This window comes from Mucilaginibacter sp. P5_A6 (assembly GCF_056400585.1).
In genome coordinates this window covers 20,557-43,074 of record NZ_JBFUKZ010000035.1, presented here as the reverse complement: position 1 = coordinate 43,074, position 22,518 = coordinate 20,557, and the positions used below count along the sequence as shown (strand labels likewise).

The 22,518-nt window shown below is 43.9% G+C and carries 20 protein-coding genes; 3 read left to right on the top strand and 17 right to left on the bottom strand.

From position 1 onward, the window contains the following. Positions 1 to 44 precede the first annotated feature (44 nt). The 13 genes from AC1DO4_RS25935 to AC1DO4_RS25875 all read right to left on the bottom strand — a co-directional run bounded on the left by AC1DO4_RS25935 (position 45) and on the right by AC1DO4_RS25875 (position 14,646). Positions 45 to 1,340, bottom strand: coding sequence for a 4Fe-4S dicluster domain-containing protein (locus AC1DO4_RS25935; RefSeq protein WP_477420669.1), 1,296 nt, complete (start codon positions 1,338 to 1,340; stop codon positions 45 to 47). Positions 1,341 to 1,362: 22 nt separating this feature from the next. Beyond that, a complete protein-coding gene (locus AC1DO4_RS25930) occupies positions 1,363 to 2,223 on the bottom strand; it encodes an SDR family oxidoreductase (protein ID WP_477420670.1) in 861 nt (286 codons plus the stop codon). 58 nt (positions 2,224 to 2,281) lie between these two features. Beyond that, the gene (locus AC1DO4_RS25925; RefSeq protein ID WP_477420668.1) at positions 2,282 to 3,055 is read right to left on the bottom strand and encodes an enoyl-CoA hydratase/isomerase family protein; all 774 of its coding nucleotides are present in this window, start codon (positions 3,053 to 3,055) and stop codon (positions 2,282 to 2,284) included. Between the two features lie 32 nt (positions 3,056 to 3,087). Then, positions 3,088 to 4,899, bottom strand: a complete 1,812-nt coding sequence (locus AC1DO4_RS25920; protein ID WP_477420667.1) for an AMP-dependent synthetase/ligase — start codon at positions 4,897 to 4,899, stop codon at positions 3,088 to 3,090. A 33-nt stretch (positions 4,900 to 4,932) separates the two neighbouring features. Next, a complete protein-coding gene (locus AC1DO4_RS25915) occupies positions 4,933 to 6,726 on the bottom strand; it encodes an acyl-CoA dehydrogenase family protein (protein ID WP_477420666.1) in 1,794 nt (597 codons plus the stop codon). A 26-nt stretch (positions 6,727 to 6,752) separates the two neighbouring features. Continuing rightward, positions 6,753 to 7,931, bottom strand: coding sequence for an acetyl-CoA C-acyltransferase (locus tag AC1DO4_RS25910; RefSeq protein ID WP_477420665.1), 1,179 nt, complete (start codon positions 7,929 to 7,931; stop codon positions 6,753 to 6,755). Positions 7,932 to 7,947: 16 nt separating this feature from the next. Continuing rightward, positions 7,948 to 10,320 (bottom strand): 3-hydroxyacyl-CoA dehydrogenase NAD-binding domain-containing protein, encoded by a 2,373-nt coding sequence (locus AC1DO4_RS25905; protein WP_477420664.1) that lies wholly within the window; start codon positions 10,318 to 10,320, stop codon positions 7,948 to 7,950. 41 nt (positions 10,321 to 10,361) lie between these two features. Next, complete coding sequence (locus AC1DO4_RS25900; RefSeq protein ID WP_477420663.1) at positions 10,362 to 10,817, bottom strand: DUF2147 domain-containing protein; 456 nt, start codon at positions 10,815 to 10,817, stop codon at positions 10,362 to 10,364. Positions 10,818 to 11,045: 228 nt separating this feature from the next. Continuing rightward, the gene (locus AC1DO4_RS25895) at positions 11,046 to 11,312 is read right to left on the bottom strand and encodes an acyl-CoA-binding protein (protein ID WP_477420662.1); all 267 of its coding nucleotides are present in this window, start codon (positions 11,310 to 11,312) and stop codon (positions 11,046 to 11,048) included. A gap of 35 nt (positions 11,313 to 11,347) precedes the next feature. Then, on the bottom strand, positions 11,348 to 11,797 hold the full coding sequence (locus tag AC1DO4_RS25890) for an acyl-CoA thioesterase (RefSeq protein WP_477420661.1): 450 nt from the start codon (positions 11,795 to 11,797) through the stop codon (positions 11,348 to 11,350). 7 nt (positions 11,798 to 11,804) lie between these two features. Then, positions 11,805 to 12,782, bottom strand: a complete 978-nt coding sequence (locus AC1DO4_RS25885; protein ID WP_477420660.1) for an electron transfer flavoprotein subunit alpha/FixB family protein — start codon at positions 12,780 to 12,782, stop codon at positions 11,805 to 11,807. A gap of 41 nt (positions 12,783 to 12,823) precedes the next feature. Beyond that, positions 12,824 to 13,567, bottom strand: a complete 744-nt coding sequence (locus AC1DO4_RS25880; protein ID WP_477420659.1) for an electron transfer flavoprotein subunit beta/FixA family protein — start codon at positions 13,565 to 13,567, stop codon at positions 12,824 to 12,826. Positions 13,568 to 13,761: 194 nt separating this feature from the next. Next, positions 13,762 to 14,646 carry a helix-turn-helix domain-containing protein gene (locus tag AC1DO4_RS25875; RefSeq protein ID WP_477420658.1) on the bottom strand — a complete coding sequence of 295 codons (885 nt, stop codon included), beginning with the start codon at positions 14,644 to 14,646 and terminating at the stop codon, positions 13,762 to 13,764. 156 nt (positions 14,647 to 14,802) lie between these two features. Here AC1DO4_RS25875 and AC1DO4_RS25870 point away from each other — a divergent pair, with 156 nt between their 5' ends. Both AC1DO4_RS25870 and AC1DO4_RS25865 read left to right on the top strand, forming a co-directional pair. After that, positions 14,803 to 16,026, top strand: a complete 1,224-nt coding sequence (locus AC1DO4_RS25870) for an OmpP1/FadL family transporter (protein ID WP_477420657.1) — start codon at positions 14,803 to 14,805, stop codon at positions 16,024 to 16,026. Between the two features lie 18 nt (positions 16,027 to 16,044). Then, on the top strand, positions 16,045 to 17,373 hold the full coding sequence (locus AC1DO4_RS25865) for a G-D-S-L family lipolytic protein (RefSeq protein WP_477420656.1): 1,329 nt from the start codon (positions 16,045 to 16,047) through the stop codon (positions 17,371 to 17,373). A 118-nt stretch (positions 17,374 to 17,491) separates the two neighbouring features. Here AC1DO4_RS25865 and AC1DO4_RS25860 read toward each other — a convergent pair whose 3' ends face one another. After that, a complete protein-coding gene (locus AC1DO4_RS25860; protein ID WP_477420655.1) occupies positions 17,492 to 17,761 on the bottom strand; it encodes a CHC2 zinc finger domain-containing protein in 270 nt (89 codons plus the stop codon). 715 nt (positions 17,762 to 18,476) lie between these two features. Between AC1DO4_RS25860 and AC1DO4_RS25855 the strand changes: the two genes are divergently transcribed. Continuing rightward, on the top strand, positions 18,477 to 18,842 hold the full coding sequence (locus AC1DO4_RS25855; protein WP_477420654.1) for an RNA recognition motif domain-containing protein: 366 nt from the start codon (positions 18,477 to 18,479) through the stop codon (positions 18,840 to 18,842). 98 nt (positions 18,843 to 18,940) lie between these two features. Here AC1DO4_RS25855 and pckA read toward each other — a convergent pair whose 3' ends face one another. From pckA to AC1DO4_RS25840, 3 genes are read right to left on the bottom strand one after another with little or no spacing between them, the layout of a single operon-like run. Continuing rightward, positions 18,941 to 20,515, bottom strand: coding sequence for a phosphoenolpyruvate carboxykinase (ATP) (gene pckA / locus AC1DO4_RS25850; protein WP_477420653.1), 1,575 nt, complete (start codon positions 20,513 to 20,515; stop codon positions 18,941 to 18,943). Then, positions 20,516 to 21,352, bottom strand: a complete 837-nt coding sequence (locus AC1DO4_RS25845; protein ID WP_477420652.1) for a sigma-70 family RNA polymerase sigma factor — start codon at positions 21,350 to 21,352, stop codon at positions 20,516 to 20,518. Then, positions 21,349 to 22,359 carry an NAD-dependent epimerase/dehydratase family protein gene (locus AC1DO4_RS25840; protein WP_477420651.1) on the bottom strand — a complete coding sequence of 337 codons (1,011 nt, stop codon included), beginning with the start codon at positions 22,357 to 22,359 and terminating at the stop codon, positions 21,349 to 21,351. Before AC1DO4_RS25840 ends, AC1DO4_RS25845 begins: the two co-directional genes overlap by 4 nt. Positions 22,360 to 22,518 lie beyond the last annotated feature (159 nt).

Below are 22,518 nucleotides of genomic sequence, written 5' to 3'. Positions count from 1 at the left end.
GCGTTCACCAGGGCTTCGCCGTTTTCCATTTCGGATTTATCATTTTACTTCTCCGCCCAGTTCAACCTGTCAGCCTGGCTATATTTCCAGGGGGCGCCGTTGTTTTCTACATTGCCAAACATGTTATTCAGGCTGGCAGGGGCCTGCGATTCTTCCATCACGATATAGCGGCGCATTTCGGTAATAATCTCCAATGGGTTAATATTTACCGGGCAGGCCTCTACGCAGGCATTACAGGTGGTACAGGCCCATAATTCCTCCCGGCTGATATAATTATCGAGCAAGGCTTTGCCATCGTCATAGTCCTTCCCATGCTTATCCAGGTTATTGCCCACTTCGGTGATCCTGTCGCGGGTATCCATCATGATCTTGCGGGGAGATAACAGCTTGCCGGTAATATTGGCCGGGCAAACACTGGTACACCGGCCGCACTCGGTGCAGGTATAGGCATCCATCAGGTTTTTCCAGCTGAGGTCGGTTACCTCTTTAGCCCCGAAACGACCGGGAGTTGTAGCCTCGGGTACAAATGCCGGGTCAAGCATCGCTTTTACCTCGTTGGTTACCGATGCCATATTGGTGAACTTTCCTTTTTTATCCAGGTTAGAATAGTAAGTGTTCGGAAAAGCCAGCAGGATGTGAAAATGCTTGGAATAGGGCAGGTAGTTTAAAAATGCCAGGATCCCGGTGATATGAAACCACCAGCATCCGCGCTCGGTCATTTCCAATGCGGGGGCATGGCCGGGTAACAGCGGGGCTATAAAACTGCTTACCGGGAAACTGCCCGCCTGGAGGTAATGCCCCACGTGAAGCGCCTGCAATTTGTAATCGGCGGCATTCATGGTTAAAAAGGCGGTCATGAGCAATATTTCGATGACCAGGATATAGTTGGCATCTGATTTGGGCCATTGGGTCATTTCCTTACCGCTGAAACGCTTTAAATGCATGATGTTTCTCCTGGCCAGGAAAACAACACAGGCAATAAGTACCAGCACCGCCAAAACCTCAAACCCGCCGATCAGGAATCCATATAAACTTCCCAGTGGTTTTGAAAATATCCTGTGCGAGCCAAACAAGCCGTCCACCATGATCTCCAGCACCTCGATGTTGATGAGCACGAAGCCTGCATAAATAAAAATATGCATTACCGCGGCCAAAGGGCGTTTCACCATTTTGCTTTGCCCTAAGGCTACCTTTGCCATCGTTTTCCAGCGCAGGCCAGGCTGATCGCTGCAATCGGTATCCCTGCCCAACAGGATATTGCGCCGTATTTTACCCGCGTTTTTGGAGAACAGGTAAACAGCGGCAACAAATAGGATGAGAAATATTAGCTGTGCAATCATTATTAATAATTTTATTGGCCGGTTAACTGCTTTTGGGGTGCCTGGTTAATTGTTCAATGCCATCCCACATATCGTTGCTTACCATCTCAAGGCCGTTAAACTGACCGGCCCCCTGCAGCCATTCGCCGCCATCAATGGTAATTACATCGCCGTTGATGTAACCAGCGAAATCTGAGATCAAATAAGCGGCAAGGTTTGCAATTTCCTGGTGCTTGCCCACTCTTTTAAGCGGTACCCTGTTTTTAAAATCAAATTTTTCGGCCATTTCACCGGGTAACAGGCGCTCCCATGCGCCTTTGGTAGGGAAGGGACCCGGCGCAATAGCATTGGTACGTATCTGGTGCCTTCCCCATTCTGCGGCTAATGATCGGGTCATGGCCAGTACACCACCCTTTGCACAGGCCGATGGTACCACATATGCGGAACCCGTGAAGGCATAGGTAGTAATAATGTTCAGGATATTTCCTGCCATTTTTTCTTTAATCCAATACTTACCCAGGGCCAGCGAACAATTGACAGAACCCTTAAGCACAATATCAATGATGGTTGAAAATGCATTAGCAGAGAGCCGTTCTGTTGGGGATATGAAGTTACCTGCAGCATTGTTTACTAAGGCGTTAACACTTCCAAAGCTTTCAATTGTTTTGTTTAGCATGCTTTCTACTTCATCGTAATTGCGCACGTCGCAGGCCAAGGCCAATACCTTGCCGCCAGTTTCGGCCTCCATTTCATTAGCTGTTTGCTGCAATACATCAAGCTTGCGGCTGGTAATTACCAAATTGGCCCCTAACTTTAAAAAGTAGGTACCCATGGCTTTACCAAGCCCTGTACCGCCACCTGTTATGATGATGGTTTTGTTTTTAAATGCATTGGCCTTGAGCATTCCGTTATCCTCATCGGCCTGGTTCAAAGGATTATTCTTATCAGGAGCTTGCATATAATTATTTGCTTTTTACAGGGTTCATTAGTTTGTCGATTATTTTTTGCAATGTCGCACGCGTTTCTGGTGCCCACCATTGCTGTAGCATCCTGTTTAAGGCTGCGCTGTTGTCGCCTTGTAGTTTTTCAGAAAGCTCCTTGCGGAAATTCATTTTACTCTGGCTCCAGGTAGTGGGATTCAATTTCATATATGCTCGCACTTTTTTTTCCGCCGAAGCCAATACATCCTCCGCCGCGCATACTTCATCAATTAAGCCCTCTTTAATTGCTTCTTCAACGGTTAGTAATTTACCCTCCAACAAGTACTGATAAGCCTTGCGATTACCTAACCAGAATGCGTAGAGATGAAATACAGTGTCGGGTACAATGATGCCTACCGGGATTTCATTTAAACCAATAATGTATTGGCCGCCGGCCATAACCCGGTAATCGCTGCATAAGGCTATAATACAACCGCCTGCAGGGCTATGCCCTGTTATTGCAGTTACAAATGGCTTTTTAAAGTTTACCAGAACTCTCTGCATCAGCATAAAATTGGTCCAAAAGTCTTTGCTCTCTTTTTCGTTATAATTGTAAACTTCCATCAGGTCGATCCCGGCAGAAAAAAAGCCCTCTTTGCCTGTAATAATTAGTCCGCCTATGTTATCGTCAGCTTCAAGATCCTTTACTGCAGTAATCAGTTCTGCGATCATTTCTGCATTTATCGGGTTGGAGCGGCCCCTGTTTAAAGTGATGATTGCAAGATTATCCCGGATGATTAACTGAAATGTATTCATTTACATGGATTATAAGAATGGAAGAGCAAAAATTAATGTGAAAGCGTTGGATTACCAATCTCGCTGGTGTACATTTTTTCTATTTCTTCGTTATATTTTTCTAAAATAGTGCGGCGCTTCATTTTGCCTGTAGGGGTTAGTTCTCCTCCATCAATGGTCCATTCGTGCTGAAGCAAGGTGAATTTTTTAACCTGTTCAACATGGTTAAACTCCGTATTTAATGAATCAATAACTGATTTAAATAAAGTGTTTACAGCTGCATTATTTACAATTTCGGTGTTTGAAGAAAGATTGAGCTTCTGTTGGGCGCACCATAATTTAAGATTAGGATAGGAGGGTACTATTAAGGCAGTTGTAAATTTCCTATCAGCACCAATAACCATCATTTGCTCAATAAAAGGACTCTCCTTCATCCTGTTTTCAATGGGGCCCGGTGCAACATATTTTCCGCCTGATGTTTTAAAGATCTCTTTCTTCCTGTCGGTAATTTTCAGGAAACCATCTTTATCCAGTACGCCAATATCCCCGGTATGGAACCAGCCGTCTTCCAGCACCTCGGCTGTGAGTTCGGGGTTTTTGTAATAACCAGCCATTATACCTGGCCCTTTGGCTAATATTTCTCCATCGTCGGCAATTTTAACCTGCACATCTTTTATTAATTGCCCAACTGTGCCGAATTTCCTGAAATGAGGATCATACTTGTTAACAGAAATTACAGGCGAAGTTTCAGTAAGACCATAGCCTTCCAAAATAACCATTTTTGCGGCAGTGAATATCCGCTCCATTCTAACCGGGCATGCCGAGCTGCCTACAACTATTGCTTTTATATTGCCGCCAATAGCTTTACGCCATTTACTGTAAACAAGCTTATCTGCAATGGCTAATTGCAGGTTATACCATGGACTTTTGCCTGCAAGCTCAAACTGTTCGGCAATTTCGATCGACCATAAAAAGATTTTTCTTTTTATACCTGTAAGCTTTTGCCCTTCAATAATGATCTTCTCAAATACTTTTTCCAGCAGGCGGGGTACGGCTGTAAAAATATATGGCTTTACTTCCCTCATATTAATACCTATAGTATCCATACTTTCGGCGTAGTAAATAGAGAAGCCGTAAAAGAAATAGATATAGGTACACATTTTCTCGAAAATATGGTTAAGTGGTAAAAAGCTTAAAGCGCGTTTATTTTCCAAAGGGATTTGATTCAGCACATCGGCCGAGCCGATAACATTACTTACAATGTTTTTGTGGGTAAGCATTACCCCTTTGGGCCGGCCGGTGGTGCCTGATGTAAAAATGATGGTAGCTACGTCATCTTCTTTAATGCCGGCGCTTATTGCATTTACCTTATCTCTGTCAATATCAGCAATGGGTTTAAGGAGTTGTTTCCAGTTGTTGCAGCTTTCTAAATCATTAAAAGAAAAAATAGATTTTAAAGAAGGAACATGGTCAATTATTGCATTTACCTTGCCGCAAAGGTCGGCATCGCTTACAAAAATACATTTAACCTCCGCTTCAATTAAAATCTGCTCCATTTCCTTTAAGCTGCTGTTAGGATAAAGAGGAACCAATATGGCTCCGATTAATTGAACCGCGAGATCAACTATCAGCCATTCGGGCCTGCCATTGCTAATCAGGCCAACTTTATTCCGGCCAATAGTAGTGCCATCACCGGCAGATATGCCCATTTTCAGGAGCGCTGTGGCTAACTGGTAAGTTTTTTCATGCACTTCGGCCGTGCTGTATGATACCCATTCACCGTTTACCTTGGCATTTAACAGGTCGGCTTTAGGGCTTTGCGCCTGGATGCTCATACAATCAAATAATCTTGCTACATTCTTCATATACCCTGCTTTTAAATATTAAATGAGGCTTTGTTAGAAGCAATATTTATTTTGCTCAATTAGTTTTGCAGCAATTCTTCTGCGCGCTGCAGTGGTGTTAATATCTTCTGTTTTGGTAAAGCGTTTTAACCCCGTCATCATCATCCTGCGTTCATCGCCTTCTGCAAAAGCATTCAGTGCTTCTTTACCGGCTTTGAATATTTTATCCGCGGCATCCCTGATATAAACCTGCATTATATCAATCTGATTTTTAACGGCGTCTTCGCCACGCTGACCGGCTAATTTTTCTACTCTTAGCTGGACAGATTCGCTTGCATAGGTCTCAATTACCATATCGGCAAGGTTCATCAAAACTTCCTGCTCTTTAGCCAGGTTGGTCATCAGTTTTTGAACTGCCGCACCCGCTACCAGTAAAATAGCTTTTTTAAAGTTTGATACATACTTTTTCTCTTTGGTGAAAAGGTCTTCTTCAATACTGTTAAAATCAGGAATGCTCATTAATTCAGCTATTACGTTCTGTGCAGGACCCATCAGGTCGATTTCGCCTTTCATGGCACGCTTCAGGATCATATCCACGGTTAATATGCGGTTGATCTCGTTGGTGCCCTCAAAGATCCGGTTGATGCGGCTATCGCGATAAGCCCTGTCCATCGGCCCTTCGGCGCTATAGCCCATGCCACCATAAATCTGTACCCCTTCATCTACAATATAATCCAGCGCTTCTGATGCATGTACCTTTATAATAGCAGCTTCTATGGCAAACAGCTCGATACCTTTAAGCCGGGCTTTTGATGCATCCATGCCATGTTCAAGTAAGTTATGTGTGGCATCTTCAATGTTCTGGCTTGCCCGGTACATAGCAGATTCGGCCGCGTAAGCACGGATAACCTGCTCACCTAATTTATAGCGGATGGCACCATATTTAGCAATGGCACGGCCAAATTGTTCGCGCTCATTGGCATACTTCACCGAATTGGTAATAACCGATTTTGCTGCCCCTAATGCTGCCCCTCCTAATTTTATACGGCCCAGGTTGAGGATATTTACGGCTATTTTGAAACCGTTACCCCGTTCCGACAGCAGGTTTTCAACCGGTACCTTACAATCATTAAAAAATACCTGGCGGGTTGAGCTGCCTTTAATACCCATTTTGTGTTCTTCGGGGTTAAGCGACAAGCCCTCAAAACCTTTTTCAACAATAAATGCGCTCAGGTTTTCGTCGTTATCAATTTTAGCAAAAACGGTGAACACATCGGCAAAGCCTGCATTGGTAATCCACATTTTTTGCCCGTTGATCAGGTAATGCTTACCATCGGCAGATAGTGTGGCGCGCGTTTTGCCCGAATTGGCATCAGAACCTGCACCCGGTTCGGTAAGGCAATAGGCGCCTTTCCATTCACCGGTGGCCAGTTTTGGGATGTATTTGTTTTTTTGCTCCGTGTTACCATAATATAGTATCGGCAGTGTGCCAATGCCCGTATGGGCCATTGCGGCGACAGAGAACGATGCCCCCGGACCTGTTTTTTCGCTGATGAGCATAGCTGTGGTGAAATCTTTACCAAAGCCGCCATATTCCTCAGGGACGGAAACACCCAGGATTCCCAGCTCACCGGCCTCATTAATTAAGCGCACCATTAGCCCTTCTTCCTGTGTATCGATACGATCCAGCAGCGGAACAACTTTTTGCTCTACAAAGTCCTGGCAGGTTTGTGCTATCATCAACTGCTCCTCATCCCAGTTTTCAGGTATAAACACATCCCCGGCAATTGTTTCCTTTACCAGGAATTCACCACCTTTTAAATGCTTGTTTTCTGCTAATGTGCTCATAATCGTATGTTTAAAATGTTTTTATCTTAGTTTAATAGTTCAAATATTCCTGCCGCGCCTTGCCCTGTACCAACGCACATGGTAACCATGCCATATTTTTTATCTCTTTGTTTCAATTCATCAAAAAGCTGTACCGAAAGTTTGGCGCCGCTGCAGCCCAACGGGTGACCTAATGCTATGGCGCCGCCATTCACATTCACGATATCGGGATTTAAGCCCAGGCCCTTTACTACAGCCAGCGATTGCGATGCAAAGGCCTCGTTCAGTTCAAAAAGGTCTATCTCATCTTGTTTTATGCCAGCTTTTTTTAATACTTCGGGAATAGCATACAAGGGGCCAATTCCCATAATGCGCGGCGGAACACCAACAACAGCGTAGTTTACTAAACGCGCAATAGGGTTTAGGTTGTTTGCTTTCATGAAACGCTCACTTACCACCATTACAAAGGCAGCACCATCGCTGGTTTGTGATGAATTACCGGCAGTTACCAAACCCCTGGCATCAAATACGGGTTTAAGTTTGGCCAATGCTTCCAGGGAAGTATCGGCCCGCGGACCTTCATCTGTGTCTATCGTAAATGATCTGGTTTTTCTTTTCCCGTTTTCATCAACATAGTTTTCGGATACATTAACGGGAACAATCTGATTCTTGAATTTTCCTCCTGCAATTGCACTTAGGGCTTTTTGATGGGATTGATAGGCAAACTGGTCCTGCTCATCGCGGTTGATATTATATTCTTTGGCAACAGCTTCAGCGGTTAATCCCATGCCCCAGTAATAATCTGGGTGTGCAATGGCAACATCTGCATTGGGAACAATGCGCCATCCGCCCATAGGTAACAGGCTCATGCTCTCTACCCCGCCGGCTATAATACAATCGGCTATACCGCTGTGTATTTTTGCCGATGCCATAGCAATAGTTTCCAATCCCGAAGCACAGTACCGGTTCACCGTCATGCCGGGAACTTTATCAGTATTAAGCGCCATAAGCGAAATAAGGCGGCCTACGTTTAAACCTTGCTCAGCTTCGGGCGTAGCGTTGCCAACTATCACATCTTCAATCTGGTCTTTATCTACATTGGGTACAGATGCCACCAGTTGCTTAATTACTTCGGCAGCAAGGGTGTCCGGTCGGGTAAACCTAAAACCGCCACGTGTTGCTTTTCCAACGGCACTGCGGTAAGCTGCTACTATATATGCGTTCATCTTGTTGTCTTTTAAATTAGTTTCTTAATGTTTTTCCGCCGGTTAAAATGGACTGTATGCGTTCTAATGTTTTGCGTTCGGCACACAGCGATACAAATGCCTCGCGTTCCAGGTTCAATAAATACTCCTCGCTTACCAAAGTAGGTTGCGACAGATCTGCACCGGCAAGTACATAGGCCAGCTTTTGTGATATTTTAACATCATGCTCGCTAATGTAATTACCGCTAAACATGGTGTTGGCCCCTACGTAGGCCAAACCAAGCGCCTGTTTGCCCAAAACCCTGATATCTTTACGCGGAACCGGTTGTACATAACCTTCGGTAGCCAATAACAGGCATTGTTTTTTTGCCTCGGATAAAAGCCTGTTGCGGGATACGACTACCATGTCCCGACCTTTTTTAAGATAACCAAGCTCAAAAGCTTCCTGTGCCGAGGTAGATACCTTAGCCTGGCCAATAGTAAGGAACCTGTCGCGGAAATTATTTAGTTCGATGTCGCCATCCTGTAATTCATCGCTTAAACGCAGGGCAAACTCTTTGGTACCGCCGCCACCGGGGATAAGCCCAACGCCAAATTCAACCAAGCCCATATAAAGCTCGGCATGTGCTACAACTTTATCGGCGTGTAAACACAGCTCGCAGCTGCCACCAAGGGCCATTTGGTGTGGTGCGGCAACAACCGGGATGGATGAATACCTAATCCGCATCATGGTGTTTTGAAATGCTTTGATCACCATATTAAGCTCGTCAAATTCCTGCTCAACAGCCATCATAAATATCATCCCAACGTTGGCGCCGGCGCTGAAATTTGCTCCTTCGTTGGAGATAACCAATCCTTTATAGCTTTGCTCGGCAAGGGTGATGGCTTTGTTAATGCCTTCAATCACCTCTCCGCCAATGGTATTCATTTTAGTATGAAACTCCAGGTTAATAATGCCATCGCCAAGATCAATAATTGTAGTGCCGCTGTTTTTCCAGATGGTATTTGCTGCGCGGATATTGTCCAGCAGGATAAAATCTTCGGTACCCGGAATCACCTGGTATGATTTGGATTTGATATCATAATATAAGCGCTTGCCATCCTGTATTTTGTAGAAACTTTTTGTACCGCTTTGCAGCATATCATAAACCCATTGTGCGGGTTTGTTGCCTTCTGCCTCCATGGCTTTAACGGTGGTTTCAACTCCCAATGCATCCCATTTTTCAAAAGGCCCCATTTCCCAGCCAAAACCGGCGTTCATTGCAGCGTCTATTTTATATAGCTCATCAGAAATTTCGGGAATGCGGTTGCTGGAATAAGCAAAAAGCTGATGAAATATAGCGCGGTAAAAATCACCGGCTTTGTCTTTAGCTGCAAACAAGATCTTCATCCGGTCTTTTAAATTATCAACCGTTTTGGTTGTTTCAAGCGACGGAAATTTTACTTTTTTAGAAGGTTCATATTCCAGTGTTTTTAAGTTGAGCGTATAAAACTGGTTGGCGCCATCCACTTTTTCTTTTTTATAAAAACCTTGTCCGCTTTTGCTGCCCAGCCAGTTGTTGGCCACCATTTTGGTTACAAACCCGGGGATTTGGAACAAGTCTTTAGCTTCATCATTGGGTACACCCTGGGTTAAACCGTTTGCCACATGTGCCATTGTATCAAGGCCTACCACATCACTGGTACGGAAGGTGGCCGATTTAGGATGGCCTATTACCGGCCCGGTAAGTTTATCAACTTCCTCAATAGTGATCCCGGTTTTATCTGCATAATGCAGTATGCTCATAATACTGAACACCCCAATACGGTTACCAATAAAGGCGGGGGTATCTTTTGCCAATACGGTTGTTTTACCTAAATATTTTTCGCCGTAATGCAGTAAAAAATCAATAACTTCTGGTAGGGTGTCAGTTGTTGGGATAACCTCCAACAGTTTTAAATACCGGGGCGGGTTAAAGAAGTGGCTGCCGCAAAAATGTTTTTTAAAATCTTCACTTCGTCCTTCGGCCATTAAATGAATAGGGATGCCGGATGTGTTAGATGTTATCAGCGTACCAGGTTTACGGTATTTCTCTACATTTTCAAATACCTTTTGCTTAATATCAAGCCGCTCCACAACCACTTCAATTACCCAGTCGCAACCGGCAATTTTGGGCATATCATCTTCAAAATTTCCAGTTGTAATATTTTTAGCCGACGCTTTTGAATAAACAGGAGAGGGGTTTGATTTTAATGCTGCAGTAAGCGCATCATTCACCAGCTTGTTTCTTGATTTAGCGTCGGCATCTTTTGGTACAATATCCAATAGCAGCACTTCCAGGCCTATGTTTGCGAAATGGCAGGCTATGCGGCTACCCATCACACCCGAACCCAGTACGGCTACTTTTTTTATAATTCGTTTAACACTCATTTATGCTTGTATTTAAAATGTAGATAGGTGTTTATGTTACTTTATTCTGCTTTTTCCCAGGTTGTAGTACGCCCGAAGAGTGAAATTCCGATATAGCCCCTTATATCAAGGGTTTGGCCTTTATAGGTTATTTTGCAGCTATACGTTTTTCCATTGTTTGGGTCGTAAATTGTACCGTTGGTATATTTGTTATCGCCATCTTTTTCAAAACCGGCTAATACAGGCAGACCAAGCCGGGGCCTGGTACGTAATTTTTCATCGCTGTTAAGCTCATCAACTTTAGGTTTGCCATTTTTTAAGGGCTCCTTAAGCCAAACAACCTTGCCATAAAATTTGTCATCCTTCTCTTTGGTTATCTGTATTTTGGCAGTTTTAACATCATTATACCATAAGCCTTCTATTTTGTCTTTTTCGCTCTGTGCTTTAGTAACAAAACCCGCGGATACCATGAGTATCATTAATACTAACCTGGTGAGATTTTTTTTACAAACTGACATTGTTTTTAGGGTTATGGACATGCAATTAAATTGATCGAAAAAGCACCGCATCAAATTCTCTGCGTACTAAGGCAGTAATCAAATGCATCTTAAAAGGAAAAACTTAGCCGCCTGAACGGTGAATAATTTATAATTGGTTTATATTAACAAATATCCTATTTAGTAGGGTATTATAAAGGGTTATATGGCGGAAACATTTGTCAAAATTTCGGTTATTTCTATTATAGTTTATTGAGAGCCTTTCAGCAGCTCAATAATATTGATGTAACCGGTCATCGCTGCATCCGGCGACATTCCTGTTAAACTTTTCCATGCTTCATATTTGGCCTTGTTTACAAAATCAAACATGCCGGGCGCCGGGGTATTGGGGTCTATGTCTCCTTCTGTTGCCTGCTTGTACAAACTGTATAATTTAAGCAGCGTATCATTATCAGGGCGCTTGGTTAGTTCTTTACTTCCTTTAACGGCCATTTCAAAGTTTTTGTTCAAACTCATTTTTATATTTTTTTATGGTTAGGGGCGATGATCGGTTATTGTTTAGATTTAGGAAAATCTTCAATATAATCGCTGCTACGTGGCGAATCCAAAAACAAGCTACTTAACTCAATAGGTAATACGGTTAATCTTCGTTTTTCCAGATCAATCCATGCGCCGTCTGTGATAATCGTGGCGGCTTTTACACCATCGCTACGATACAACTCGTGTTTGATGGTCCAGCGCGATCCATCTGCTCTTGAGCGTGTAATTTCACAGCTTACTGTAACGTAATCGCCAAGCGCTATTTCGCGTAAATAAAAAAGCTCTTCCCTGAAAAGCACAGGGCCTACGTTGTAGCCAAAAAGCTTTACGGGATTTAAGCCTACTTTTTCGAGCATGTTTAACCTGGCCTGCGCGGCAAGATCGGCATAGGCCGAATGTCTCATGTGCTGATTAGCATCTATTTGCGACCAAAGTACCTGGCCTTCATAAAAAACGTGCATACAATTATTAATGATGTTGTTCTTTAAACTTTTTTACCGATGCTGCCAGCTTTGGCAAAATCGTGAGGGCATCGCCTACAACACCATAGTTGGCAGCTTTAAAAAATGGTGCTTCGGGATCTGAATTGATTACAACAATAGTTTTTGAGCCATTAACCCCTGCCAGGTGCTGTATTGCACCTGATATGCCTACGGCTATATAAAGATCGGGGCGGATTGAACCGCCTGTTTGACCCACATGCTCATGATGAGGGCGCCAATGCGCATCGGCTACAGGACGTGAACATGCCGTTGCAGCACCAAGTTCTTTTGCCAGATTTTCTATCAGTCCCCAGTTTTCGGGACCCTTCATGCCCCGGCCGCCGGAAACTACAAGGGTAGCGTCAGCAAGAAGGATTTCCCCGGTGACCTTATTTACTGCAGTTATTTTTATTCCAAAATCCTTTTCGCTAAAATGGAGATCCAGCTTTTCAACCGTCGCTTTACCGGCTGTTTTATTTAGCAGGAAGGTATTGGGCATCAGCATAATTACTTTTATATCGCTTGCTACATTAACCCAGGCAAATGCCTTGCCCGAGAAGACGGATTTTTTTATCGCGAAACCTTTGCGATGATCAGGATAGGAGAGTGCCCCTGCCACCATACCGGCTTTTAATTGTACAGCTACCCTGGGTGCAACCGCACGGCCATTAATATCGTAAAGAGTTACAATGATCTTGCTATCCTCAGCCTGCGCAACTTTTACTATAGCGTTGGCATAAGCCCTTGCGTGAAGTTCATCAAGGCGACTATCGGCAATGTGGATTACTTTGCCGGCGCCATAGTTGCCCAAAGCTTCCATTTCCGCATCGGCAATGGTCCCTAAAACAACAGCCGTTACAGTAGTGCCTGTTTGTTGCGCTATTTGGGCGGCATACTGCACGGCTTCAAAACTTTTCTTTTTTATATTTCCTTCGGTATGTTCTACCAATACAATTACAGACATATGTGTTTAATTTAGTTAGATATTATGCCAATAGTTAATATTTAAATGGCTTTGGCTTCGGTGTGGAGCAATGCTACCAGTTCGTCCATATCATCGGCGCTTACTAATTTTACACCTGCTTTGGCGGGCGGTAATTCATAAGACAGTACAGCAGTTAAAGGGGATACAGAAGCGGGTACAACAACCTTTAAAGGGCGTGTGCGCGCGRCCATTATGCCCCGCATATTGGGGATCCGTGCTTCAGCAACTCCTTTCTGGCATGAAATTACAAGTGGGAGGTTGCAGCTATCGGTTTCTTCCCCTCCCTCAATTTCACGGTTTATAGTAGCAACACTACCTTCAATTTTAATACTTGTTGCAAAACCGATATAATCCATGTCGAGCAGTTCGGCAAGCATAACACCTGTAGTGCCATTATTATAATCTATTGATTCCTTGCCGCACAATACCAGGTGGTACCCAACACTTTTGGCATAATCAGCAATATATACAGCGGTTTGGTACGGGTCATTACTTTCGGCGTCAATCCTGACGGCTTCATCGCCTCCTAATGCAAGCGCTTTGCGCATTACCGGTTCCACATCGGCCTTGCCAACGGTTATTAAATGAACTTCGGCAGCAACACCACTTTCTTTTAACTCTATAGCGCGAATGAGTGCATACCATTCGTCATAGGGGTTAAGTATATGGGTGGTACCCTGGCTGTTAATGGCGGTATCATTATCTTTTAATATTATTTTGGTTGTAGTATCCGGCACCTGGCTAATGCATACTAATATTTTCATAGCGTTTGTTATGTTTATACCTGGTAAATAATTACAGGCCGTTTAAGACCCCAGAATGTTTTGATAGCAAGCGCTACCTGGTTTAATAATCGGGGGTAAAATTAAAGGCGATGCCCGCTGCCGAAAAGGGCGGCAATGCGGAGATATTAGTCAAAAAGTCGGAAAGAAAAATAGTGGCTATAGCATAGCCTTAATTAACGTGGAATAGCCATCCGGTAATCTGAAGGCGATAAACCGGTTTGCTTTTTAAAATATTTACCAAAGGATGATTGGTCTGGAAAGTGAATGGCATAAGCTATATTAGCTACGCTGATCTCCTGGTTCCTTAATAAAACTTTTGCTTCAAGAATTACGGCATCATCTATCCATTCGCCTGCGGTTCTGCCGGTTACATCTTTTATGGTTTCTGTAAGATGTTTTGATGATACAAACAGGGCATCGGCGTAATATTGTACGTTGCGATGTTCTTTATAATGATGAAAAACCAGGTCCTGGAAAAGTACATTGAGTTCCTGCTTGCGGTTTAGTTTTCCTTTAACTATTACGTGCTGCTTTTCATAAATAGACCCTACTTCATATAGTAGTGTGATAAGCATGCTCCTGGAGATCTCCATTCGGTAAGGATGGTCCTGCCTGTCGAGCTTTTGTTGTAACAGTACATAAATTTCGAGCAGCATTTTAGCATCCTGATGTTCCGGATATATTACGGGTAATGATGCGCTTTTAAAATAGCTGAAAGATTCAAGGAAATGGCTGTTTACATTGTTTTCTGTAAGGAAGGCTTTTGAAAAAACAATAAACCTGCACAAAAAATCGGGGCTGCTTTGGTAAATTCTCAATACATGAAAAGGTGTAGCCAGCAGCATGGCATCGGGTTTGGCATCGTAAATCTGCAGGTTTACCTCTACCTGGGCGGTTCCCCGTGTACAGATGCCTATAATATAGCCGTCGGAACGGTAGGGGTACTCGCTTAAGCTCAATAATTGCTTTTCGTCTGTTACAAAAAACTCCGGGCCGATAAGTTTGTCTGCATACAGATCCGCAAATTTTGATAAACTGAGTTGTCCTATTTTCTTCATTTACAGCTTAAAAAGGTCTAAAAGTTCTACAACCGACTTTTTGACTAATATCTCCGCATTATAGCCCTTTTTTTCATTGTTTTACGCAGTAATTTTAATTTTTAATTAACAACAGGAGCAATCCCAAAGCTACCTGCAAATTATACCAATTATATTATGAGAAAATTATTACTCTTCGCATTCGCGTTATTACCGGTGTTTGCGTTTGCACAAGGGTTCCAGGTTAACCTGGAAGGCCAGAAACAGATTGCAATGGGGCACACCGGCACCGGTTTGGTGCAGGATGGAGCATCCGTGTTTTTTAATCCCGGCGCTGTTGTTATGCTGCCCGGTAACTACATCCAGGCCGGAATAAGTCCGCTTGTATTTAAGTCCGTTTTCAACCCAAGTGGTACATCGGCACAGTATCACACCACCAACAAGGTTGCCACTCCATTTAGCTTTTATGCCGCAGTAGGCCCTAAATCGTCCTGGTGGAAACTTGGAATGGCTGTTTATACCCCTTTTGGGGGGCTCACCGACTGGGGTCACGACTGGGCCGGGAAATATTCGCTGGAAAGTCTGAATCTTAAGGCAATCTATTTTCAACCTACCCTGAGTGTTAAAGTCGCTAAAAATTTAAGTATAGGCGCAGGCTTTGTTTACAATCGTGGTATTGTTGACTTAACACAGGCTATCCCGATATCAAATCAAAACGGGCAGGACGGGCAGGCCCAATTAAAAGGAACAGGCAATGGATATGGCTGGAATGCCGGTGTTTATTATAAACCATCTGAATGTTTTACTGTTGGTTTAACGTACCGTTCGAAAGTAAAAACCACCATTAATAAAAAGGAAGCCATCTTTACCGTACCAGCTTCCCTGCAAACCAGTTTCCCTCAGCCTAATACTTTTAGTGCTTCCATACCTTTACCGGCAACTACATCTCTTGGTGTCGGCATCTATCCAAACAAAAAACTCATACTTGCTTTTGATGTTAACTACGTTAACTGGAGCGTTTATAAGCAACTGGCGTTTGATTATACAACCAATACCGCTACATTAAAGGATACTTATTCTCCGCGTAACTACAAAAACGCTGTGTCGTTAAGGGCAGGCGGCCAGTATAAGGCTAATAATAAATTTGATATCCGCGCCGGCGGGGGGTATGCCAGCACTGCCGTTCGTGATGGTTATGTTACCCCCGAAGCACCCGATGCCAACCGTATATTTTTAACAACAGGTTTGGGCTACCATGCCACCCGTCATATCGATATAGACTTTAGTTTTGAATATGAACACCTGATGTCGCGGACGCAAACCAATATTCAATCGCAATTATCAGGCACATTTAAAACCGATGTATATATCCCGGGCATTTCTATTGCTTATCACTGGTAAACCCTTAACAACAAACAGATGAAGACTTTTAAACAATATAGCTACCGTTACCTTTTTATCCTCGGCCTATTAGGCCTTGCAGCCTGCAAGCCCGAGATTAATACTTTTAAACCATCCAAAGGAAATGCTGATTTTTCACGATATATATCCATTGGTAATTCATTAACCGCGGGTTATGCCGATGGTGGATTATATCTCGAGGGGCAGTTAAACTCGTATCCGGGCATAATTGCCAAACAAATGTTAACTGTTGGCGGGGGAGCGTTTACCCAGCCACTTTTTACCGCCGACCAGGCAAATGGTTCTGGTTATGTAAAACTCAGCGGCTTTAATGCTGATGGAACGCCCATTACTACCGCTGTTACCACAAACCTGGCTGTAAGGGGCGTTTTGGCAGTACCTGGTTTTGGCGATGTTACTTTATATACCAAATATGCCGGCGAACTCAATAATTACGGGGTACCGGGCATAAAATTACTACATATAGCCTATGCTCCTTATGGTAATCTTAATGGTTTTTTTGAGCGCCTGTTACCCGGGAACGCACCAACCAATACTACAACCTATCTTGATTTTGTTACCGCAAAACCTTTTACCTTTTTCTCCAACTGGCTTGGTTATAATGATGCACTGCTATACGCTACTTCTGGCGGCGCCGGTGATGCACTGACAGATAAAAGCACCTTTGCGCAGTTATATAATGTGCTTATCAATAAGCTTACTGCAAGCGGTGCAAAAGGCGTAGTAGCAACCATACCTGATGTTACATCGGTGCCTTATTTTACTACCAAAACGGTAAATGCAATTTTGGCCGGGGTTAAAAAGGTTAATCCTGCTGTTACTGCGATTTATGTTAATGCCCTCGTTTCGGGCACTACCTATGCACCAAGGGCGGCCACAGCATCCGATCTTATCATACTTACCTTTCCAACAAGTATGATTGGGCAAACCGTATCGACACCATACGGGAACCTGCCGTATGGCCTGACTCCATATACCCCCATTGATAATAAATATGTGCTCGATCAAAATGAAGCCGCGATGACCCTTGATTATGTGAACTCCTATAACGGAACCATTAAATCAGTTGCTGCGGCCAAAGGTCTGGCTGTTTTTGACGCTTTTACCTTTCTGAATAACATAAAACAATCCGGTTTACTTATTAATGGGATAAGTTTAAGTTCAAACTATATTAGTGGCGGTATTTTTTCGCTGGATGGGGTACATTTAACGCCAAGAGGTTATGCTGTTGTGGCTAACCAATTTATCAGCGCTATTAATAGACAATACAACGCCAATATTCCCCAAACCGATGTTTCCTCATATAGCGCAGTGAAGTTTCCCTGATGGTAATCATCAAACCATATGTTAAAGCCATCATTACTAACCAAAGTTTAGTAATGATGGCTTTATAGTTTAAAAGGCGCTCAAAACTAATTAAAACAGAGGCCGGCCGCTGTTTTAATTAGTTTTTTTGCATCGTGATCAGCTGTATCGCTTCTTCCCGTGTTTTGTTCTCTATTGCCATCACGAATTCTACAGGGCCTCCGCCCTTGCCGCAGCCAAAACACTGGAAAATATTTTTATCAGGAGAAACCATCAGTGAGGTTGCCAGGTCCTTATGGAAAGGACAGCGCCCTTTTAGGTTTTTGCGGCTTTCCTGGAGTAGTATATACTTGGAAATAATTTGGACAAGGTCTGCCTGTACTGGTAAAATAGAATGATCTGAAGACATAAATTAATAAGTAGTATCGCTGGTAAACAGGAAGCGAAATTACCTTTTATTGCTGGCAGCAAAGTGGATTTTTTGAAAAAAAATACCAGGCGTTTACATCATGGTTTCTATAATTAAAATAAAAGCCCCCTAAGCGCTCGCCGCCGGGGACTTTAAACCTAAACCTTATCACAATGGTAAGCAGAGAGCTTACCTATAGATTTTGTAAGTATATAGAATCAAATTGTAAAAATCAATAGGCATCAAAACATTGATTGTTTTTGTGTGTGCGGACGCCACCTTAGTGATTGAGTATAATGAGGTGGCGAAAGGTAGCAACATCATTGATTATAGGTGTTTGCGGTGTAAAACAAGCTGATTTGCAGCGGTGCAATAACTACATTTATTAAAATCGTAGCCTAATTAGTGTTTTACTTATCTTTACGCGAACGAAAATGTATTTTTGTAACAATTGCGTGACGGTTATAGCCCGGTTTAGTATCAGCATGAATAGGTAACAAGTGTTTTTTGAGATGGATGATACTGCCAGGGAATTTTTTTTGAAACCTGAACAAGAACAAATAATACAGGGAGTTTTTTTAATGAATTTTCACTAAACATAACGCAGGGGCAAGCGCGGTACTTATGGTTTATTATGTTTAATTATTTCTGGTTGGCAGGAAACTATTCCCAGCTATTTAAGTAGATTTATATAATAAACGCCTAAAATTATAATATGGTAAAGTTATTTGTTGTGGGCATCCCACGAAATATGCAGGAAATTGCACTGCTGGAGTTATTTATGACCGAAGGTCAGGTAGAAATGGTGAAAATTGTTACGGATATAGATACAGGTGAAAGCAAAGGCTATGGTTTTGTTCATATGACCGATCAGGCGAGTGCGGATAGGGCAATAGCTGCTTTTGATGGGATGGAGATAGAAAGCAGGCAGATTAATGTAAGGATAGCCGATGATAAAAGAGCAACCGCGAATAAGCCGGCCCCGTTTGCCCCTAAACCCAGCTTCGAATCGCCCGGTTATCAGAAAGTTGAAAAACCGGACGGTTCAGTAAAGAAAAAACGCCCGAGACGGGCATCATAAATACCTTAACCTTTAGGCAAGCTAAATCTCGGATAAAATGCTTCGTGAAGATCTAACAGCAAAAACAACAACTTTTATTTTAGCCTGTAACTGAATCACTATATGGCATCAGCCAATGATAATGGTAACTGATCATGATATGGTTTAAAATTCTCCCTGAATTTATCAGCCAATCTCCCCGCAATAAAATCATAGTCCTGTTTATTGGCCCAGGTATCCCTTGGATTTAAGATGGCCGTAGGAACGCCGGGGCAGCTTTCAGGAATAAAAACCCCGAAAACCTGGTGAGCGCGGTACGGCACCATCTCTAACTGACCGCTGAGCGCTGCAGAAATCATGGCCCTGGTATATGCTAAGTTAATCCGGCTACCGGTTCCGTATGACCCGCCCGACCAGCCGGTGTTTATCATCCATACCCTGGTTTGGTGTTTTTCGAGTTTTTCTTGTAGAAGTGTGGCGTAAAAGTTGGGATGCAGAGGTAAAAACGGCGCCCCAAAACATGCACTAAAAGTAACTTGTGGTTCTTTTACGCCTTCTTCTGTCCCGGCAACTTTAGCAGTATAACCGCTGATGAAATAGTACATAGCCTGTTCATGGCTTAGCCTGCTCAGGGGCGGAAACACGCCATAGGCATCGCATGTAAGAAAAAACAGGTTTTGGGGAATCCCGGATATGGCCGGGGCCTTAGTATGTGGTATAAAGTGTAAGGGGTAACTCACCCGCGTATTTTCTGTGATTGATTTACTTTCAAAATCAATGCGGTTAGTACCGCTGGTAAAGCAGGTATTCTCTACCAGTGCTCCTGTGTGTATAGCCCGAAAAATCGCCGGTTCGCGCTCTTCAGAAAGGTTGATGACTTTTGCATAACAGCCACCCTCAAAATTAAAAATGCCCTTATCATCCCAGCCGTGTTCGTCATCACCTATCAGCCTGCGCGATGGGTCCGAACTCAGGGTTGTTTTACCCGTTCCACTTAAGCCGAAGAACAGGGCGGTGTCGCCTTGCGGCCCTTCATTGGCGCTGCAGTGCATGCTTAACACCCGGTGCTCAACCGGTAAGATGAAATTAAGCACAGTAAATACCCCCTTTTTTATCTCGCCCGTATAGCCGGTACCTCCTATGAGGATGGTTTTGTGAGTAAAAGAGATAATAGTAAAATTACTTTGCCTGGTGCCATGCTTTGCAGGGTCGGCTTTAAAGCCTGGCGCATGGATAATGGTCCAATCGGGCTCAAAGTTTTCCAGCTCTTCAATAGCAGGAGCGATGAACATATTGGCTGCAAAGTGGTTTGATGAAGGATTTTCGTTGACTATACGTATGTTGATGCGGAATGCCGGGCTGGCACAGGCATAAGCATCCCTTACCCATATTTCAGATTGCTGGTTGAGGTAAGCAATCAGGTCACGCCGGAGCATTAGAAAGGATGACACAGCTATCGGGTTGTTGAATTTATTCCAGTCGACGGTTTTTTTCGTTAGCGCATCTTTTACAATGAACTTATCTGCCGGGCTGCGGCCGGTAAATTCCCCGGTGCAGATTACCAACGCTCCGGTATCGTTTAAAATACCTTCCTTTCTTTGCAGCGCTTGTTCTACCAATTTTACAGTTGGCAGCTGGTAATTTATCCTGGTTTTCAGTGATAGCTTTTGGGCAATATGTTTTACCATGATCATTTAAATTTTTTTTGTGTTGCGAAGTTTATGCAGCGCCTGATTACGAATTTGCCTTACGCGTTCCCCGGTGAGCCCTAAATGCCTGGCAATGTCTGCAGATGTTGCTTCCTCATTCCCGGAAAGTCCAAAAGACAGATCGATCACCGAGCGCTCCCGCTCATTTAGCCGGGACAGGAGCAACTTTATCTCCAATGAAGCGTCCTCTGCCACCAGGGCTCCATCGGTACAGTTATCCTTTTCAAACAGCTGCTCGTGAAGTGAATATTCGTCTTCATCTCCGTAAGGCGCATCCAGGGAACTGATCCATGCTGCTACTGATAAAGCGTCGTTAACCTTTTCCGGCGACGTAGCCAGGTATTCGGCAATCTGTTCTGCCGAAGGTTTGCGCAAGGTTTCCTGTTCTACCGCTGCTATCGCTTTATTGATCTTCGAGATATCGTGGATCTTGTTCATCGGCAACCTTATCATACGCGAATTTTCTGTGAGGGCCGCCAGGATACTCTGCCTTATCCACCATACCGCAAAAGAAATAAATTTGAACCCCCTTGTTTCATCAAACTTTTTGGCCGCTTTAATCAGCCCTAGGTTACCCTCGCTTATCAGGTCGCATAGCGGCATGCCCTGGCGCTGGTATTTCTTGGCTACAGAAACCACGAAACGCAGGTTGGTTTTAACCAGCCGGTCAAGCGCCGCCTGGTCGCCCTCTCTAATCCGCTTGGCCAGCGTTACTTCTTCCTCGGTGCTTAAGGGGTTTAACCTGCTCAGTTCATGCAGGTAGGTTTCTACCGCGCGGCTTTCCCGGTTAGTTATGGTCTGGGTTATCTGTAATTCTCTCATGCTTCATCTATGCGGGTAAAAACATAATTATCATCTTTGATCCAGGTCTCCGCTGTTTCTGTCGACCTTTTTTTCTGTTCCAGGTTTTTCAGCATATCCTTAACCATCATGTCAAGATCATATTGCGGCCGCCAGTTCCAATCTGTGCGGGCGGGCAGGTCATTGATACTTGCAGGCCAGCTATTTGCAATGGCCTGGCGACTGTCGGGCAGGTAGGTTACCCCGAACTCCGGGATATGTTTTTGGATAGCTGCTGCCAGATCACAAGGGGAAAAGCTCAATGCAGAAAGGTTATAAGATGTACGTATTTTAACTTGCCCGGCGGGCGCTTCCATTAGTTCCATTGTGGCGCGTACAGCGTCGGCCATGTACATCATCGGCAGGCAGGTATCTTCCTGCAGGAAACAGGTATAATGCCCTTTTTCAATGGCCTGGTGAAACATATCTACCGCGTAATCTGTGGTGCCGCCACCCGGAGGGGATGTGGAGGAGATGAGGCCGGGATAGCGCAGACTGCGTACATCAAGGCCATATTTATCAAAATAATACCGGCACCAGTATTCGCCTGCCCGTTTGCTAATGCCATAAACTGTTGTTGGCTCTGTAAGGGCTTCCTGCGGGCAAAGATGCCTGGGAGACCCGGGACCGAATACAGCAATGCTGCTTGGCCAGAATACTTTATCCAGCCGCTGGGAAACGGCCACCTTCAGCACATTCAGCAAACCATTCATGTTAAGTTCCCAGGCTGTATGGATGTGCTGTTCGCTGCTTGCCGAAAGCATGGCTGCCAGCAGGTATACCTGAGTGATGTTTTCTTCACGGACCAGTTGTGTTAAAGCATCTATATTCAAAACATTCAGTTGCCGGTAAAGGCCATCATTCGGGCTGCCGAAAAAGCGGTCGGCCGCAATGACATTGTTACTGCCGTACCTCAATCTTAAGGCACTTGTCAGTTCGGTCCCGATCTGTCCGCAGGCACCGATCACCAGGATTTTTACAGGTCTCATTGGTTTAATAATAGTTATAATTGGTTGGTCGGGATGTTGAGCATCCTTAATAATGTAAAGGTTGGGTTATTTGGTTTCTGAAACTATAGGCTGTTTGATATTTAGAAAAAAGAACTAAAAAAACGACTGTTTGTGGCTGATAAGATTAAAAGAGCGCTG